2 protein-coding genes are annotated in these 1,702 nt (G+C 57.1%); both read left to right on the top strand.

Going from position 1 to position 1,702, the window contains the following annotated elements; genetic code table 11:
- Positions 1-334: 334 nt before the first annotated feature.
- Positions 335-730 (top strand): hypothetical protein, encoded by a 396-nt coding sequence (locus ACWFVE_RS17200; protein ID WP_447530566.1) that lies wholly within the window; start codon positions 335-337, stop codon positions 728-730.
- The gene (locus ACWFVE_RS17195; protein WP_447530565.1) at positions 730-1,611 is read left to right on the top strand and encodes a replication initiation factor domain-containing protein; all 882 of its coding nucleotides are present in this window, start codon (positions 730-732) and stop codon (positions 1,609-1,611) included. The genes ACWFVE_RS17200 and ACWFVE_RS17195 overlap by 1 nt, the downstream gene beginning before the upstream one ends.
- Positions 1,612-1,702 lie beyond the last annotated feature (91 nt).

Below are 1,702 nucleotides of genomic sequence, written 5' to 3'. Positions count from 1 at the left end.
CGATCGTTTAGGCCTGCGTTGGCTTTCGCCTGGTCCCTCACTTCTGCCAAACGGGGTGGGTTTCCAGCCGGTCGCTGTAATACCGGCTCATTGTCTCAGTGGTGGGACTTTTTGCCGGGGCGGCGAAGGGAAGCGAGCCTAGCTCCCCGCCGCCGGCTCGGCGAATAGGAGATATAGTAATACCTCCTATTCATTTTCTACTTCCGTGCGTTGTCGTCTGCTACAGCGCGTGGTTGTGGGGTTTAAAGAGCTTTTCCTGTTAGGTAATACTTTTCTCTTGCTTAGGTAATACCAAGCTAGTATTTTTCTTAGGTATTACTTAACAGGAGGCTCTATGGCCAACATGAAACGGGTGTCTTTCACCCTTCCCCCCGAAGTCGTCCAACACCTGAATTTCATCTCTCACCGCCTTGGTGTCTCGAAGTCGTCCGTTGTTGGCGACATGCTCGGAAAGGGCCTTTCTCCGCTTGTGGAGCTTTTGCGGGCTATGCCTGACCAGAATACCGCTCCGTCGGATGACGTCATCCGTAGGGTCCGCGGCGCTTCTAGTGAGCAGATTCGTGACCAGCTAAACCACCTCCGTGAGGTTTTTGATTCGCTTGATGATCCTTCCGACTTCGAGCTCTCGCCGTGTGCTGATCGTCCTGCTGGGTGCAACTGCGATTATTCGACCGGCGAGCGTCTTGCTCCCTCCCGTGGCTGTATCGTGCATGGGCGGGAGGATGATTGATGGCTTTTTGCGACCACTTGGCTGTCACCTTCCACCCTAAGCGAAACCCGGTGGGTTCCTTGCGTTCGCTTCTCTCGGATATGGGCGCGGTTCCGTTGGATGATCGTACTTTTCGGTTGGGCGAGGGCTCTGTGAAGCTCTACGAAACCTATGGTGTCCTCTACTGCTCTGCTTCCGGTGCCGCTCTGGCTCAGATGCGGGAGCTTGGCGTCTTCATGGATTGGCTTTCCGTCATATCGGATTGGCCACACAGGGTTACTAGGCTCGATGCTGCCCACGACGTTCTCGTTGACGCTGCCGACGTCCTAGACGCTCTGCGGTCGCAGTACCCTACTGGCCAAGTGAATCTTGGGCGTAAGGCTCTCCGTGTGAAGCTGGAATTGGCTATTCGTGACGATGGGCGGGAAACTGGGACTTTCTACGTTGGCCATCGGTCAAAGGCTCGTGCAACTGCTCGTGTCTACGATAAGAGGCAGGAGCGGCTTGATCGTGCTGGCGTTACTGGCCCCCATCGGACTCGGTACGAGGTGACTGTGAAGCAAGACTACGGTGCTACTCTGCGTGATGCGGCTCAGCCTGATCGGCTCTTTTGGCATGTGGCGTCGCCTGCTTTGCTCGAGGCTCCTCCTGGTACGCCTCCTTGGACCGCTGACTGGTCGCAGGGGTGGCGCTTTGATCGCCCTGAGCGCTCTGCCTTTGAGGTCTTTGAGCGTCGCCTCTCCCAGTCGCCTGAGCTTGATCTTCTTGTTGAGCTTGCCGATGCAGTGGGCCCTGTCGGGCGTGTGCTGCTCGCTAGGCGTGTTCTGGGTCGTCTGGGGTTCTCCTGTGACCTGCCCCTTCAAAACGTCTCAGAGCTCGATCTAGAGCGTTCTGAGGGCTAATAGTCGCTGTCCTCGCGGCGGCCCCGGGGTTTGAATGGTGGCGAGCTTGCGAGCGCATGCCAAACGCAACTGCACAGAGCTTTCGGCTGCA

It is taken from the genome of Vreelandella mediterranea (genome assembly GCF_970647075.1).
Note: the sequence above shows the minus strand (reverse complement) of the source record. Positions and strands in the feature narration are given on the sequence as shown.